We start from the raw sequence: 15,757 nt of genomic DNA, 5'->3' as shown, positions 1-15,757 counted from the left end.
GGGAATTCCCATTTGTGGATTGCACGCGCGCCATGTTGCACAGGTGCAGAGACACTGGCTAGCGGCAGAGTGTTTCGGATTTTTGCGTAGGACCTATTCCGAATGATCTGTAGGACTAATTACAGATATTGGCCCGTACTGCTGAAATACAAGGCCGCGGCCGCGGATCATTCCCACGCGCCGCGCAGGAACGATCCGTTGGAAGGGGTCAGACTGCTTCGAGTTTCGCGTAGCCCATCATCAGCCACTTGCTGCCTTCGGCGAAATTCACCTGCACCCGCGCTTGGGCACCGGCGCCTTCGAAGTTGAGGATCACGCCCTCGCCGAAGATCGAATGTTTGACCAATTGGCCAAGGCTGAAGGGTGTTTCCGGAATTTCGGAACCGGCAAACATGCTGCTGGAGTTTTGCTGCTGGCCGCCGCCGAACGGGCGGCTCACGCTATTCGACAGGCGCACTTCCTGAATCAGCCCCTTCGGCACTTCACGTACGAAGCGCGAGACTTTGTTGTAGGTCTCAGTGCCGTACAGGCGTCGGGTTTCGGCGTAGGTCATCACCAGGTTCTGCATGGCCCGGGTGATGCCCACGTAGGCCAGGCGCCTTTCTTCTTCAAGGCGGCCGGGTTCTTCCAGGCTCATCTTGTGCGGGAACAGGCCTTCTTCCATGCCCACCAGGAACACGTACGGAAACTCCAGGCCCTTGGCACTGTGCAAGGTCATCAGTTGGATGCTGTCTTCATGCTCATCGGCTTGCGTATCACCGGCTTCCAGCGATGCATGGCCAAGGAAGGCGGCGAGCGGGGTCAGCTCTTCATCGTCCTCGGTGTTTTCGAACGCGCGGGCGGCGCTAACCAGTTCCTCAAGGTTTTCTACCCGGGCCTGGCCTTTCTCGCCTTTTTCCGCTTCGTGATAGGCAATCAGCCCCGACTGCTCGATCACGGTTTGGGTCATCAGGTGCAGGGGCATTTCCATGCACTTGGCGGCCAAATTCTCGATCAGCTCGACAAACACACCCAGTGCACCGGCGGCGCGGCCGGTCAGGCCTTTATTGGCGATCAGCAAGCGCATCGCTTCCCACATCGACACATCGGCGTGGCGGGCGTGGTCGCGAATAGCCTCAACGGTTTTTTCGCCGATGCCACGCGTCGGTATATTGATCACACGTTCCAGCGCCGCATCGTTGCCACGGCCTTCCAGCAAGCGTAGGTAAGCCATGGCGTTTTTGATTTCGGCACGCTCGAAGAAGCGCTGGCCGCCATAGATGCGGTACGGGATGCGTTCGCGCAGCAAGGCTTCTTCCAAGACCCGCGATTGGGCGTTGGAACGGTACAAAATCGCGATATCGCTACGCGCGAGGCCGGTTTTCAGCGCGCTTTCGATGGTTTCCACTACGTAGCGCGCTTCATCGTGTTCGTTGAAAGCGGCGTACAGGTTGATCGCTTCGCCTTCGCCGCCGTCGGTCCACAGCTCTTTGCCGAGGCGCCCGGTGTTGTTGGCGATCAAGGCGTTGGCGGCCTTGAGGATACCGGCGGTGGAGCGATAGTTTTGCTCCAGGCGGATGGTCACCGCGTCCGGGAAGTCTTCGGAATACTGGTAGATGTTCTCGATTTTCGCGCCACGCCAGCCGTAGATCGACTGGTCGTCATCGCCCACCACCATCAGGCTGTCGCCACCTTTGGCGAGCAAGCGCAGCCATGCGTACTGCACGGCGTTGGTGTCCTGGAACTCGTCCACCAGCACATGCCGGAAGCGCTTTTGGTAGTGGGCCAACAAGCCTGGGTTGTCGCGCCACAGGTCGAGGGCGCGCAGCAACAGCTCGGAGAAGTCGATAACGCCGGCGCGCGCGCAGGCAGCTTCGTACGCTTCATAAATGCTGCGCATGGTGGCCAGGAACAAATCGCCGCTGGCCTGAATGTGCTGCGGGCGCAGGCCTTCGTCTTTCTGACCGTTGATAAACCACTGCGCCTGGCGGACGGGCCAGCGCTGTTCGTCGAGGCCCAGTTCGCGCATCACGCGCTTGACCAGGCGTTGCTGGTCGTCGCTGTCGAGAATCTGGAAGGTTTGGCTCAAGCCCGCTTCCTGCCAATGCGCCCGCAACAGGCGGTGCGCCAGGCCGTGGAAAGTGCCGACCCACATGCCGGCCGGGCTGATGCCCATCAACTGCTCGATGCGGTGGCGCATCTCGGCAGCAGCCTTGTTGGTGAAGGTCACCGACAGGATGGAATGTGGGGACGCGTTTTCGACCTGGATCAACCAGGCGATACGGTGCACCAACACTCGGGTTTTACCGGAGCCAGCACCGGCCAGGACCAACTGACGGCCAACGGGGGCCGCGACGGCCTGGCGTTGGGCATCGTTGAGAGAGTTCAGCAAAAGGGAGAGGTCATCGCGCATCAGCGCATTCTATGGCCCTCGGCGGAGTGGGGCAAATCCCAATGCTGGGTGGTCGATGCAAAACAGCAGCAGCGCACCGGGCCGGTGAAACATTATAGTGCGGGTGATGACCGGTCGGTCATGCCCCACAGCCCGCGCAGGGGCTTGCTCAAGGCCTCTGGCCCGGAGGTTTGCGTTGGTTTGTCAGGCAGTTTTTATGACGTGGAGCAGTTTGGCCCACGCGCTTGCTTGTGTATGCTCCGTCGACGTTTCGGGCTCACCATTATAAGAACACTGCCTATGACCCTCAGTCCTGACCTGTTCGGCCCCACGCTGGCACCGGCGCAGGTTATCCGTAAACACTTCGCAACCGAAATGGCGGTCGAACGCACGCGCCTGCTGTATCAGGGTTCATTGCTGCCGACCTTGTTAATGTTGGTGAACGGCCTGGTCTGCGCCTGGATGCTCTGGAGCCCCCGACAGATCCTGTTGGACAGCATCTGGTTGGTCTGGCTGCTCGCTTTGGTCGCCATGCGCGTGATTCAGGTGGCGGCGTTTGATTCGGCGATGCCCAGCCGACAGGCTCAACCGATCTGGCGGCGGATGTTCATGCTCGGCTCGGCGGTCAGCGGCTTGACCCTGGCCACGGCGGCCATTGCGCTTGTACCGGTGGACAGTTTTACGCAACAGGCTTGGGTGTTCGGGCTGATCGGCGCGGCAACGCTCTCGGCCAGCGTGGCCTACGCCGTGAGCCTGCCCGCATTCCTGTCATTTGCCCTGCCGTGCCTGGTGCCGGCCATCGTTTACCTGTTTTGGAATGGCGCCCCGCAGCAGCAAGGCTGGGGCGTGCTCGGCTTGATTTTGCTGGGGTCCCTGAGCTTGGTGGCGTGGCAGGTCAACCGGCTGATCCAGCGCGGCTTGTTGCGACGTTTTCAGAACCAGGCATTGATCGAGCATTTACAGCAGGCGCACCAGCGCAGCGAGCAGTTGAATCAGGAGCTGGTGCGTGAGGTCGAGCAGCGTCGCCAAGTCGAACAGGAACTGCGCGAGGCGCAAATCGGCCTGCAAGACCGCGTGGCGCAACGCAGCCAAGAGCTGGACGCCGCCAGCCTCGCCTTGAGCGAAAGCGAGGCGCGCCTGGCCATGGCCTTGCAGGCCAGCGAGTTGGGGCTGTGGGACTGGAACCTGCAAACCGACGCGGTGCACCACACCCAAATTAAAGAACTGTTTGGCCTGGAACCCGAATACGTCACGGGGATGCTCAGCGACCTTAAGCCGCGCTTGCACCCCGACGACGTGCCGCTGCTCAAGCGCGCGCTGGTGGCGCATTTAAAAGGCCACAGCGAGGACTATCTGGTGGAGTACCGCGTGCGCCACGGCGACGGCCATTGGGTATGGGTCGAAGACCGTGGCCGCGCTGTGGAACGTGAAACCGGCGGCCGCGTGACGCGCATGCTCGGTACGCGCCGTGACATCAGCGCCGGCAAGGCCTTGGAGGAACAGCAGCGCCTGGCCTCGACGGTGTTCGAGGCCGCCAGCGAAGGCATCGTGATTCTCGACCCGAACTACGCGCTGATCGCCGTCAACCAAGCCTTCAGCCGCGTTACCGGTTTTAACATCGACGACATGCTCGGGCGCAATGTCGTGGAATTGCCCAGCAGCCGTGATGCTCGCCGCCATTTCCCGGTGATTCGCCAAGCGTTGCTCAGCCACGGCACCTGGCAGGGCGAACTGGTAGAAACGCGCAAAAACGGCGAGTTGTACCCGCAATGGCTGCAGCTGAATGTAGTGCGCGATGTGCGCGGAAATGTCAGCCATATCGTGGGCTTCTTCGCCGATCTGTCGGCGCGGCGCGAATCTGAAGAACGCATGCGCTACCTCACCCACTATGACGAACTGACCGGCCTGGCCAACCGCTCGTTGTTTCGCGAACGCCTGCGCGAAGCCCATCAACGCGTGCGCCAGGGCGGCCGCAGCCTGGCGCTGCTGCATATCAACCTCGACCGCTTCAAGCTGCTTAACGACAGCTTGGGCCATGAAGTCGCCGACCAACTGTTGCAGAAAATGGCGCGCCGTTTGATCAACGCCTTGCCCGAAGCCGACACCATCGCGCGGCTGTCCGGCGACGAGTTTGCCGTGCTGTTCGACGCCTACGGCAACTTGTCGAGCCTGGCGCGCGTGGCCACACGGCTGCTGGCCAAGCTGCGGGTGCCGGTGACGGTGGAAGGGCATGAATTAGTGGTCAGCGCCTCCATGGGCGTCAGCCTGTTGCCGGATAACGCGCGGGAAATTTCTGCGCTGGTCAGCCAGTCGAACATGGCCATGCAACACGCCAAGCACCTGGGCGGGAATAACTTCCAGTTCTACACCGACAGCCTGCAAGCCAGCACGCTGGAGCGTTTGCAGCTGGAAAACCACCTGCGCAAAGCTATCGAAGAGCGCCAGCTAACCGTGTTCTACCAGCCGAAACTGTGCCTGGCCACCGGCAAGCTGAACGCCGCCGAGGCATTGGTCCGCTGGGAGCATCCACAGTGGGGCGTGGTGCCACCGGGGGACTTTATCGGCCTGGCCGAAGAAACCGGCCTGATCGTCCCGCTGGGCGAACTTGTGCTGCGCCAGGCCTGCTGGCAGGCGTGCGAGTGGCAGCGCCAGGGGCTGGCGCCGATTCGGGTGTCGGTGAACCTGTCGGTGCATCAGTTGCGCCAGGGCAAGCTGGTCAGCCTGGTGCGCCAAGTGCTCGAAGAAACCGGCCTGGCCCCGCAATACCTGGAGCTTGAGCTGACTGAAAGCCAACTGCTCGACAGCGTTGAGCACATCATCGCGACCTTCCAGCAATTGCGCGATTTGGGCGTGAAACTGGCGATTGACGATTTTGGTACCGGCTATTCGTCGCTCAGCTACCTCAAGCGCATCCCGGTGGACTACGTGAAGATCGACCAGACCTTTATTCGCGGCCTGGGCCAGGGTCGCGAGGACGCGGCCATCACCCGCGCGATCATCGCCATGGCCCATGGGCTGGCGCTCAAAGTGGTGGCTGAGGGCGTGGAAGATCAGCAGCAGTTGGATTTTCTGCGGGGCGAGCACTGCGATGAAGTGCAGGGCTACCTGATCAGTCGGCCGGTGGAGGCCGATGCGCTGGCAGAGTTGTTACGCACAAATGCAGATTTTCCTTAGATACGCCGGGGCAGCGCAGGTGGCTACAAAGCCTTCGCCCTTTGAATCAGAGGGCAGCAGGGCGATTTAGTGATGCATCGGGCGGGCAAAAGGCTAATTCTTGTAGTATAACTACAAGCTTGCTACATCCCTGGCGCCTGCCAATAACAAGAGTCCTGCCCTTTGAACCTGTTGCAACATATCGCCCAGTCACGCCACCTGTTACGTAAATCGGAACTCAAGGTTGCCGACCACGTGCTGCTTGACCCTGCGGCCGTGATGCACAGTTCCATGGCGGACCTGGCCCACAGCGTGGGCATCAGTGAGCCGACCATCGTGCGCTTCTGCCGCGCCATCGGTTGCTCCGGGTTCCAGGATTTGAAACTCAAGCTGGCGCAAAGCCTGGCCGCGGGTGCGAGCTTCGGGCAGTTTGCGATCCATGAAGATGATTCCGTCGCTGATTACAGCCTGAAAATCTTCGACACCACCTTGCACACCCTCATGGAAGTGCGCGAAAAACTCGACCCGGTCGAGCTGCAAAAGGCCGTGACGGCCATGTCCCAAGCCCAGCGCGTCGAGTTTTACGGCTTCGGTGCTTCCGGTGCCGTCGCCGCCGATGCCCAGCACAAATTCTTCCGCCTGCTGCTCACGGCAGCGGCCTACAGTGACCCGCACATGCAGGCGATGTCGGCCGTTACCTTGAAGCCGACCGACGTGGCCATCTGTATTTCCCAGTCGGGCCGCTCCAAAGACCTGCTGATCACCGCCAACCTGGTGCGTGAAAGTGGCGCGACGTTGATTACCCTGTGCCCGAGCCAGACGCCATTGGCGGAATTGTCCACGGTCAACCTGGCAATCGATGTGCACGAAGACACCGAAATCTACACGCCGCTGACCTCGCGTATCGCGCATCTGGTGGTAATTGACGTGCTGGCGATGGGCGTGGCCATGGCGCGCGGGCCGAGCCTGGTCAACCACCTCAAGAGCGTGAAACGCAGCTTGCGCAGCCTGCGCTTGTCGCCCAAGTCGGTCAAAGCCCTCGACGACTGATTCAGGATCAATGGTGGGAGGGGGCTTGCTCCCGATAGCAGTGTGCCAGTCACTAAATGATTTGACTGAAGCACCGCCCTCGGGAGCAAGCCCCTCCCACAGTTGAATTTTCTGCCTATCCAGAAGATTCATCGTCCTGTAACCCGCGCGCCGCCAAACCGTCATCCAGCGCGCCCATTCTGTACTCCCCGTACTCGCATTGGGAGACTCAAAATGGCCCGTCAATACGAAGACAGCAGCACCGTCAAAACCCGTCGTCAGCAGGAAGACCAGCGCCGCATGGCGTTCCGTCGCGCAATCGAAGACCGCTGCGACCAGCGCCAATTGCTCCAGAGCATTACCGACTACCCGGAACTCCACTGGCAGGCACCCGTGGCTGCCCAGCGAAGCGCTCAGCCAGCGCGCTGATCTGCACCCGCTCGCTGCGGATAAAGCCCAGGAAGGCATGGGCCACCGGTGACAGGCGTTTGGCCTTGGCCTGCACCAGGCACCAGCTGCGATACAGCGGCAGTTCTTCCACCGGCAACTCCTTGAGCCCGCCGGTGGCCAGCTCCAGGTTGACGGCGTGGCGCGTCAGCAAGGCCACGCCCAACCCCGCATTCACACATTCACGCTGTGCCTCGGCCGAGGCCACTTCAACCGTCTGGGTGAAGTGCACGCGTTTCTCCTTGAAGTACTCCTCACAGGCCAGCCGCGTGCCGGACCCCGGTTCGCGTATCAGCAGCGTGTAAGGTTCCAGGTCCTGCAAACGCAGCGGCCCTTGCAGGCTCAGCGGATGGTCGAGTGGCGCCACGGCGACAATCGGGTTGTTAAGAAACGGCAGGAATTCGAGGCCCATGTCTTGGGGCACCATGGACATGATCACCAAGTCATCGCGGTTGTCCGAAAGCCTGCGAATCACTTGCGCGCGATTAACCACCGTGAGGTGCAATTGCACCTCGGGGTGCTGGCGCTTGAACGCGGCGAACAGGTGCGGCACGAAGTATTTGGCGCTGGATTCCACCGCCAGTTTCAGCTGGCCCTGCAACGAGCCTTGCATGTCCGACAGCTGCATATCGAGGTTTTCCAGGCGCCCGAAAATATCGCGGCTGGCGCGTTGCAGCGCTTCGGCGGCCTCGGTCATGTAGAGCTTTTTGCCGACGTAATCGAACAGCGGCTGGCCGATCAGCTCTTCCAACTGACGAATTTGTAGGCTAACGGCGGGTTGGGTGAGGGACATTTCCTCGGCTGCGCGGCTGTACGAGCGTAAATCACACACTTCATGGAATATCTGCAATTGACGTAATGTCAGTCGCATCAATGACTTACGCATATTTTTAAGCTCTCGCCTCAGGCTGTCCGGCCAACTATAAGTCTTTACTTATGCATGACCCAATTATTATTGATTTTTGTTAATTCTCAAGTGCGCATAGTGTGTGTCTTGCGACTGTCATGAAACATTTGGTCACGCGCCGACCCGGCTGCAACGGGTCGAAGAACGCAGCAATCGGCTCAAGGGAAATTCCAAGTGATAAAAAAGATCCTGATCGCCAACCGGGGTGAAATTGCCGTACGAATCGTGCGTGCCTGCGCCGAGATGGGCATTCGCTCGGTCGCGGTTTACTCGGACGCCGACCGCCACGCGTTGCACGTTAAACGTGCCGATGAAGCCCACAGCATTGGCGCCGAGCCCCTGGCCGGTTACCTGAACCCGCGCAAGCTGGTGAACCTCGCGGTAGAGACGGGTTGTGATGCGCTGCACCCCGGCTACGGTTTTCTCTCGGAAAACGCCGAACTGGCGGATATTTGCGCCGAACGCGGGATCAAGTTCATCGGCCCGTCAGCCGAAGTGATTCGCCGCATGGGCGACAAAACCGAAGCGCGCCGCAGCATGATCAAGGCCGGCGTGCCGGTAACGCCGGGCACCGAAGGCAACGTCGCCGACATCGCCGAAGCCCTCACCGAAGGCGAGCGCATTGGTTACCCGGTGATGCTCAAGGCCACTTCCGGTGGTGGCGGTCGCGGTATCCGCCGTTGCAACAGCCGCGAAGAACTTGAACAAGCCTTCCCGCGGGTTATCTCCGAAGCCACCAAGGCGTTCGGTTCGGCGGAAGTGTTCCTCGAAAAATGCATCGTTAACCCCAAGCACATCGAGGCGCAGATCCTCGGTGACAGCTTTGGCAACGTGGTGCACTTGTTCGAGCGCGATTGCTCGATTCAACGGCGTAACCAAAAGCTCATCGAAATCGCCCCCAGCCCGCAACTGACCCCGGAACAACGCGCCTATATCGGCGACCTGTCGGTGCGCGCGGCCAAGGCCGTGGGCTACGAGAATGCCGGCACCGTGGAGTTCCTGCTCGCCGAGGGCGAGGTGTACTTCATGGAGATGAACACGCGGGTGCAGGTGGAACACACCATCACCGAAGAAATCACCGGTATCGATATTGTCCGCGAGCAGATCCGCATCGCCTCGGGCCTGCCGCTGTCGGTGAAACAGGAAGACATCCAGCACCGTGGTTTCGCGTTGCAGTTCCGTATCAACGCGGAAGACCCGAAGAACAACTTCCTGCCGAGCTTCGGCAAGATCACCCGTTACTACGCGCCCGGCGGCCCCGGCGTGCGCACCGACACGGCGATCTACACCGGCTACACCATCCCGCCGTACTACGACTCGATGTGCCTGAAACTGGTGGTGTGGGCGTTGACCTGGGAAGAAGCCATGGACCGTGGTCTGCGTGCCTTGGACGACATGCGTTTGCAAGGCGTGAAGACCACCGCCGCCTATTACCAGGAAATCCTGCGCAACCCGGAATTCCGCAGCGGCCAGTTCAATACCAGCTTTGTGGAAAGCCACCCTGAGCTGACCAACTACTCGATCAAGCGCAAACCCGAAGAGCTGGCCCTGGCCATCGCCGCCGCCATCGCCGCCCACGCGGGCCTATAAATATGCAGCTGCAAGTTGCAAGCGGCAAGCAACAAGTTAAAGCGGATCAGCTTTTACTTGCAGCTTGTAGCTTGAAACTTGCCGCTATGAGGAGATCCGAATATGACTAAGAAGATCTACGTAACTGACACGATCCTGCGCGACGCTCACCAATCGTTGCTGGCCACGCGCATGCGCACCGACGACATGCTGCCGATCTGCGACAAGCTCGACAAGGTTGGCTACTGGTCGCTGGAAGTCTGGGGCGGCGCGACCTTCGACGCCTGCGTGCGCTTCCTCAAGGAAGACCCGTGGGAGCGCCTGCGCCAACTGCGCGCCGCGCTGCCTAACACGCGCCTGCAAATGCTGCTGCGCGGCCAGAACCTGCTGGGCTACCGCCACTACAGCGACGACGTGGTCAAAGCCTTCGTCGCCAAGGCCGCCGTAAATGGTATCGACGTGTTCCGCATCTTCGATGCGATGAACGATGTGCGTAACCTGCGCGTGGCCATCGAAGCGGTCAAAGCGGCGGGCAAACATGCTCAGGGCACGATCGCTTATACGACCAGCCCGGTGCACACCGTCGAGGCGTTCGTGGCCCAGGCCAAGCAGTTGGAAGCCATGGGTTGCGACTCGGTCGCCATCAAGGACATGGCTGGTCTGTTGACGCCGTACGCGACCGGCGAACTGGTCAAGGCACTCAAGGCCGAGCAGAGCCTGCCGATTTTTATTCACTCGCACGACACCGCCGGCTTGGCTGCGATGTGCCAACTCAAGGCCATCGAAAACGGCGCCGACCACATCGACACGGCCATCTCCAGCTTCGCCTGGGGCACCAGCCACCCTGGCACCGAATCGATGGTCGCGGCGCTCAAAGGCAGCGAGTTCGACACCGGCCTCGACCTGCAACTGTTGCAAGAGATCGGCCTGTACTTCTACGCCGTGCGCAAGAAGTACCATCAGTTCGAAAGCGAATTCACCGCCGTCGATACCCGTGTGCAAGTTAACCAAGTGCCGGGCGGGATGATTTCCAACCTGGCCAACCAGCTCAAAGAGCAGGGCGCACTGAACCGCATGAGCGAAGTGTTGGCGGAAATTCCGCGGGTGCGTGAAGACCTCGGCTTCCCGCCGCTGGTCACGCCGACGTCGCAAATCGTCGGCACTCAGGCGTTTTTCAACGTGCTGGCCGGCGAGCGCTACAAGACCATCACCAACGAAGTGAAGCTTTACCTGCAAGGCGGCTACGGCAAGGCACCGGGCACCGTGAACGAGAAGCTGCGGCGCCAGGCCATCGGCAGCGAAGAGGTGATCGACGTACGCCCGGCCGACTTGCTCAAGCCGGAAATGACCAAGCTGCGCGGCGAAATCGGCGCGTTGGCCAAGTCCGAAGAAGACGTGCTGACCTACGCGATGTTCCCGGACATCGGCCGCAAGTTCCTGGAAGAACGCGATGCAGGCACCCTGACGCCTGAAGTGCTGTTGCCGATCCCTGAGGCGGGCGGCGTGGCGAGTGCCGGTGGCGAAGGTGTGCCCACCGAATTCGTCATCGACGTGCACGGTGAAAGCTACCGCGTCGACATCACCGGTGTGGGCGTGAAGGCTGAAGGCAAGCGTCACTTTTACCTGTCCATCGATGGCATGCCGGAAGAAGTGGTGTTCGAACCGCTTAACCAGTTTGTCAGCAGCGGTGGCAGCAAACGCAAGCACGCCACCGAGCCTGGGCATGTCAGCACGGCGATGCCGGGCAATATCGTCGATGTGCTGGTCAAGCCAGGCGACGTGGTCAAGGCCGGCCAGGCGGTGCTGATCACCGAAGCGATGAAGATGGAAACCGAAGTGCAGGCAGCCATTGCCGGCAAGGTTGCCGTGGTGCATGTGGCCAAGGGCGATCGGGTGAACCCTGGCGAAATCCTGATTGAAATCGAAGGCTGATTCAGCCTTCGAAACTACCGCTTAATCCTCGGGGGGGCAGGTGCCCCCCTTTTTTTGCCTGCAATTCAGGCGACAGCGGCGGCTTATACACCTTGGGCAGTGCGAACCTTTCCCTCAGCCGTTCAGTTAAAAGCTCATCCGCCACTGCCCCATCAGGCCCTGGCTTTGGTTCTGGCTGCCGGCTTGTGCACTGTAGGTCAGGCCGACCGTGTGTTGCGCCGACACTGCGAGGTCCAGGCCGGCTTGAACGTCCAGGCTGTTGCGGTCCAGCGAGGTGCCCTGTGTGGTGAAGCCGTCGATGAGGCCCGGCGCATAGCGAAACGATTGACGCACCTGGCTGCCAACTTCGCCGTAAAGGTGTTTCCAGCTCGTGCTCACGTGAGGTGTGAGGCTCATCTGGTCGTCGAACCGATACACCGTGGCCAGCCGCAGGCCAAGGGTGCTGTTCAGGTTTTGTTGGGTTTGTGAGCCGACATTCAGCGCGGCCAGGCCGCCGGTTTCCTTGAAACTGTCGCGGTGATAGCGCTGATAGCCGAGGCCGGCGAAGGGCTCTACGTGCACGTCCTCGTTGCCCAGTTGATAGCCCAGTTCAGAAAACAGGGTTTGGCTTTGGGCGGCGTAACTGCTCTTGAGCTGCTGGTTGTGGTCGAGCAGGTTGATGCTGCGTTTGTTCTGCCCGGCATGGCGGCTATAAATCGCGCCCAGGCGCACGGCCAGCGGGCCGTCTTGACGCACGGCATAGCCGCCCAAGTGCCAGCTTTCCAACGCGGCGGCGAAGCGTTGAGCATCCAGCTGGCTGGTGGATTTTGCGCCCATCACGCCCAGACGCCAGTCGTGATCCAGCGACCAGTCGCACCCAGCAGCAGGCCTTGGGTGCCATATTTCAGACCGGTGCTGCCGCGTTGTTTGTCCAGGCTACCTTTGTTGCCCAGGCCTTGCACCCAGAAGCGGCCAGCGTCGTCGGTGGGCAATGTGCGCAGGGTCGAGAGCAGTTGAGTGCCGAGTTGCTGGGTTGTGGTTTGGGTCACGGCAGCCAGGTTGGCATGTTGGCTGCCAGCTAATTGTTCGAGGGCGGCGCCGATACCGCCGGGTTGCGCTTCCAGCGTTTCAGCGAATGTTTCGAGGGCTTTGTCCTCTTCCGAATCCAGCTCGCCGGACTCAAGCAGGCGAATCACTGCCGGTTCCAGAACCTTGGCGACTTGCAAGCCGTTATGGGTAGTGGCCCGTTGAGTGAGGTAGCCCTCAATACTCGAGGCAGGCTCCGGCGCGGTGTGATTCCAATAGTCGTCGAGCAGGTTCAGTTCAAACTGAAAGGGCGAGCCTCCTTGCGCCTGTGCCAGTTGAACGTTGGCAGCGCCAACGATGAGGGTAATGGTGAGCGCGAGTTTTTTGGCCGTAAAGGGCATGTAATCCCAACCTCTGATAATTGAGGCCGGGAATTTAGCGAAGTGGCGGGGCGTTAACTGTCAGGCTAACGACCCCTGATCTGCAGGAGTTGTCTCTAGTGCCGAGCGAATTAAAACTCACCCGCGCCGTGCATAGCCTTTGCCGTAATGGCGCTCCATGCGGGCCTGGATCAGCTCCAGGCCCAGCGACATTACCCAGTAAATGATCGCCGCCGTGGTCAGCATCTCGATATAGCGATAGCTCGAACGCCCATACGATTGCGCCAGGAACATCACCTCCCACACGCCCATCACCGAGATCAGCGACGAGTCTTTGAGCATCGAGATGAACTGGTTAGTGGCGGGCGGGATGATGGTGCGCATGGCTTGGGGCAGGGTGACGTGCCAGAAAATCGCGCCGTCGCGCATGCCGAGTGCCAGCGCCGCTTCGCGTTGGCCGTGAGGCACACCGAGGATACCGGCGCGGAAGATCTCGCTCAGGTAAGCGCCGTAGTTCAGCGACAGCGCAATGATCCCGGCGACGATAGCGCCCGGTACCAGGCCCAGTTGCGGCAGGCCGAGGTAAATCAGCAGGATCTGGATCAGCAGCGGCGTGCCACGAAAGAATGACGCGTAAAAACTGGCAATGCCAAAGGCCACGGCGCTTTTCGACACGCGCCCCAACGCGGTGATAAACCCGAGTACCGACGACACCACAATCGAGCACAAGCACACAAACACGGTGAGTGCCGCGCCTTGCAAAAAGCCATTGGGCGCCAAGTGCACACCCACAAGGTTCGGTAGCTTGTCGAGGATGATCGAAAACTTCAGGTCAAAGCTCAGGAAAAAGCTGGCGAACAGGCAGAACAACGCGGCCCAAGTGAGATAGAGCCGCGTGCGAAAGCCGAACAGTCGCTTCACACGGGAATCGCTGACGGCAGGCTTTGGAGGGGTTGGGAACGCTGTCATTGGCTGATGTCGGCGCCGATCCATTTTTGCGAGAGCAGGCTTAGGGTGCCGTCCTGTTTGAGCTGGGCAAACACTTCACGCACTTTGGCGTCCCACTGCGGGTCGCCTTTTTCGATGGCCACCGAGTTGGGTTCGGAGTACAGCGGCTCGCCGGCAAGCTTGAAGCGCTGGTCTTGAGTCAGGCGCGGTTGCGCGGTCACCAGGTTGGTCAAAATCGCGTCCAGGCGCACGCCGCGCCGAGCCCGAGGTCCTGGAAGGCGACGTTATCGGTGTCATACGGGGCGATTTGCACGTCTTCGAACGGGTACTCCAGGTGCGTGTCTTCGGCGCCTTCGATCACCAGGTTTTTGTTCAGGTAGCTTTCATAGCTGGATGCGCTGGTGAGCCCGACTTTTTTGCCGCTCAGGTCCTTGGCGCTGTGGATGCGGTCATCCTTGGCATTGACCACGATCACCGCAGGCGAGGCGTAGTACTCCACCGGGAAATCAAACACCTCGGCGCGCGCTTTGCTCGGCGTCATCGAGCAGATGCAAATGTCGTAGCGCCCGCTCCAGCGGCCGGCGGCGATCACGTCCCACGACGGTGTTTCCAGGCGCAGTTTCACCCCCAGTTTTTGTGCGACCGCCTTGGCCACGTCGACGTCAAAGCCGTCGAGCTGGTTCTGCTCGTTAAGGAACGAGAACGGCGGGTAGCTTTCCATCAGCACGCCAACCAACTCTTTCTTTTGCTCAACCCGGTCGAGTGTTGCGCCGCCGAAGGCTTGGGTGGAAGCAGCCAGTAACGTCAGGCCCAAGGCCAGCAGCGGTTTAAGTTTCACAGGTGACACCTTTATAAAAAACAGTTGATATGAGCGGAATTGAACGTATTAAATAGTTATAAGAACGACTCTCATAGTGAGTTATTTTCATAAGCTTATGAGTAAACAGCATATGGCCGCAGCAACCACAGTAATTCTCGATGGCGGCATGGGCCGTGAACTGCAACGTCGTGGCGCGCCATTCCGCCAGCCGGAGTGGTCAGCATTGGCCTTGAGTGAAGCGCCACAGGCGGTAGAAGCGGTGCACGCGGCGTATATTCAGAGCGGCGCCACGGTGATCACCAGCAACAGCTATGCCGTCGTGCCGTTTCATATTGGCGAAGCGCGGTTTGCCGCCGAGGGCCAGGCGTTGGCCGCACTGGCCGGTGAATTGGCGCGGCGTGCGGTGCAGGCTTCAGGCAAAGCGGTGCGCATAGCCGGTTCGTTGCCGCCGCTGTTTGGCTCTTACCGGCCCGACTTGTTTGTGGCTGGGCGGGTGACTGAACTGCTGACGCCATTGGTACAAGGCCTGGCCCCGCATGTGGACCTTTGGCTGGCGGAAACGCAGAGTTCAATCGTCGAGGCGCGAGCCATCCATGCGGGCTTGCCACAAGACGGCAAACCGTTCTGGCTGTCATTTACCTTGAAGGATGAAGACACCGACGAGGTGCCGCGCCTGCGCTCCGGCGAGCCGGTGGCCGATGCGGCCGAAGCGGCTGCGCAGATGGGCGTGCAAGTGTTGTTGTTCAACTGCAGCCAACCCGAAGTGATTGGCAGCGCCATCGATGCGGCCCGCCAAACCTTCGAACGCCTGGGCGTTACGATTCACATCGGCGCCTACGCGAATGCGTTCCCGCCGCAACCTGAAGAGGCCACTGCCAACGACGGCCTCGACCCTTTGCGCGACGACCTCGACCCGCCAGGCTACCTGCACTGGGCCGCTGATTGGCAGGCACGCGGTGCCAGCCATCTGGGCGGTTGCTGCGGAATCGGGCCGGAGCACATTGCAGTGCTGGCGCAAAAGCTGGGGGGTTGAGCCAATCCTGAGAGCGCCTGCCATCGTGGTTTAACGGGCGCTTCTCAGATCAAGATCACAAAGATCAAAAGCATGTTTTGGATACACAGCAGATTTGCTTTCTGTGGGAGCGGGCTTGCTCGCGATACGGTGTGTAGTTGAAAAAAACTTATCTGACACACCG

Annotated in this window: 9 protein-coding genes and 2 pseudogenes; 6 read left to right on the top strand and 5 right to left on the bottom strand. The window is 60.5% G+C overall.

The window, feature by feature from the left end:
- Nucleotides 1-208 precede the first annotated feature (208 nt).
- Nucleotides 209-2,392: a DNA helicase II gene (uvrD, locus tag F0169_RS15225; protein WP_058415770.1), complete on the bottom strand. Its 2,184-nt coding sequence runs from the start codon at nucleotides 2,390-2,392 to the stop codon at nucleotides 209-211.
- Nucleotides 2,393-2,671: 279 nt separating this feature from the next.
- On the opposite strand from uvrD, the gene F0169_RS15220 reads away from it, so the two are divergent.
- From F0169_RS15220 to F0169_RS15210, 3 genes are all read left to right on the top strand, one after another.
- Nucleotides 2,672-5,545 (top strand): putative bifunctional diguanylate cyclase/phosphodiesterase, encoded by a 2,874-nt coding sequence (locus F0169_RS15220; RefSeq protein WP_152746973.1) that lies wholly within the window; start codon nucleotides 2,672-2,674, stop codon nucleotides 5,543-5,545.
- Between the two features lie 162 nt (nucleotides 5,546-5,707).
- Complete coding sequence (gene hexR, locus F0169_RS15215; protein WP_010168370.1) at nucleotides 5,708-6,574, top strand: transcriptional regulator HexR; 867 nt, start codon at nucleotides 5,708-5,710, stop codon at nucleotides 6,572-6,574.
- Between the two features lie 213 nt (nucleotides 6,575-6,787).
- On the top strand, nucleotides 6,788-6,982 hold the full coding sequence (locus F0169_RS15210; RefSeq protein WP_082649111.1) for a PA3496 family putative envelope integrity protein: 195 nt from the start codon (nucleotides 6,788-6,790) through the stop codon (nucleotides 6,980-6,982).
- On the opposite strand, the gene F0169_RS15205 is transcribed toward F0169_RS15210, so the two are convergent.
- Nucleotides 6,912-7,886 carry a LysR family transcriptional regulator gene (locus tag F0169_RS15205; RefSeq protein ID WP_058415768.1) on the bottom strand — a complete coding sequence of 325 codons (975 nt, stop codon included), beginning with the start codon at nucleotides 7,884-7,886 and terminating at the stop codon, nucleotides 6,912-6,914. The two genes, F0169_RS15210 and F0169_RS15205, sit on opposite strands and share 71 nt — an antisense overlap.
- 195 nt (nucleotides 7,887-8,081) lie before the next feature.
- Here F0169_RS15205 and F0169_RS15200 point away from each other — a divergent pair, with 195 nt between their 5' ends.
- Nucleotides 8,082-9,497: an acetyl-CoA carboxylase biotin carboxylase subunit gene (locus F0169_RS15200; protein ID WP_058415767.1), complete on the top strand. Its 1,416-nt coding sequence runs from the start codon at nucleotides 8,082-8,084 to the stop codon at nucleotides 9,495-9,497.
- A 102-nt stretch (nucleotides 9,498-9,599) separates the two neighbouring features.
- On the top strand, nucleotides 9,600-11,408 hold the full coding sequence (oadA, locus tag F0169_RS15195; protein ID WP_058415766.1) for a sodium-extruding oxaloacetate decarboxylase subunit alpha: 1,809 nt from the start codon (nucleotides 9,600-9,602) through the stop codon (nucleotides 11,406-11,408).
- 126 nt (nucleotides 11,409-11,534) lie between these two features.
- Here oadA and F0169_RS15190 read toward each other — a convergent pair.
- From F0169_RS15190 to F0169_RS15180, 3 genes and pseudogenes are all read right to left on the bottom strand, one after another.
- Nucleotides 11,535-12,814 (bottom strand): annotated as a pseudogene (locus F0169_RS15190) (autotransporter outer membrane beta-barrel domain-containing protein).
- Nucleotides 12,815-12,931: 117 nt separating this feature from the next.
- Nucleotides 12,932-13,762, bottom strand: a complete 831-nt coding sequence (locus F0169_RS15185) for an amino acid ABC transporter permease (RefSeq protein WP_058415764.1) — start codon at nucleotides 13,760-13,762, stop codon at nucleotides 12,932-12,934.
- Nucleotides 13,759-14,579: pseudogene (locus tag F0169_RS15180) on the bottom strand (ABC transporter substrate-binding protein). The gene F0169_RS15185 and the pseudogene F0169_RS15180 overlap by 4 nt, the downstream one beginning before the upstream one ends.
- A gap of 112 nt (nucleotides 14,580-14,691) precedes the next feature.
- On the opposite strand from F0169_RS15180, the gene F0169_RS15175 reads away from it, so the two are divergent.
- Nucleotides 14,692-15,594 (top strand): homocysteine S-methyltransferase family protein, encoded by a 903-nt coding sequence (locus tag F0169_RS15175; protein ID WP_152746972.1) that lies wholly within the window; start codon nucleotides 14,692-14,694, stop codon nucleotides 15,592-15,594.
- The last annotated feature ends 163 nt before the right edge of the window (nucleotides 15,595-15,757 follow it).

Origin of the sequence: Pseudomonas kitaguniensis, assembly GCF_009296165.1 — a bacterium.
Taxonomy (GTDB): Bacteria; Pseudomonadota; Gammaproteobacteria; order Pseudomonadales; family Pseudomonadaceae; genus Aquipseudomonas; species Aquipseudomonas kitaguniensis.
This window is presented reverse-complemented; position numbering and strand designations above follow the sequence as displayed.